1 protein-coding gene is annotated in these 486 nt (G+C 61.9%); it reads right to left on the bottom strand.

Going from position 1 to position 486, the window contains the following annotated elements:
• A partial coding sequence (locus tag CKO27_RS24145; protein ID WP_276570212.1) for a proton-conducting transporter transmembrane domain-containing protein occupies window positions 1–457 on the bottom strand: 457 nt, incomplete at its 3' end.
• Window positions 458–486: the final 29 nt, after the last annotated feature.

Below are 486 nucleotides of genomic sequence, written 5' to 3'. Positions count from 1 at the left end.
ATGACGGCACATGGTGAATCTCTTCCAGAATCTCGTTGCCATGGGCTGTGAAGATCGCGCCCTTCCAGAACTCGGCCGTGCTCTCCGCACCGATGAAGGCGGCGCTGAAGAGCAAGCCGCCGAAGAGCGCGCCGGCCGCCAGCACATAGAGCGGGATCAGCATCACCTGCGGGCTTTCGTGCATGTGGCTCATCACCTCGGTGGATGCCCGCGGCTTGCCATGGAAGGTCATGAAGACGAGGCGCCAGGAATAGAAAGAGGTGAAGGCCGCGGCGACGACGAGCATGACAAAGGCGAAGCCGGCCATGACGTTGTGGCCCATGAAGGAGGCCTCGATGATGGCGTCCTTGGAGAAGAAGCCGGCCGTCATCGGAAAGCCCGTCAGGGCGAGCGTGCCCGCCAGCATCATGGCGTATGTGATCGGGATCTTTCTCCACAGCCCGCCCATCTTGCGCATGTCCTGCTCGTCGGAGACGGCATGGATGA

Origin of the sequence: Thiocystis violacea, assembly GCF_016583575.1 — a bacterium.
Classification (GTDB): domain Bacteria; phylum Pseudomonadota; class Gammaproteobacteria; order Chromatiales; family Chromatiaceae; genus Thiocystis; species Thiocystis violacea.
The sequence above is the reverse complement of the archived record's forward strand: the minus strand, read 5'-3'. Positions and strand labels throughout refer to the sequence as shown.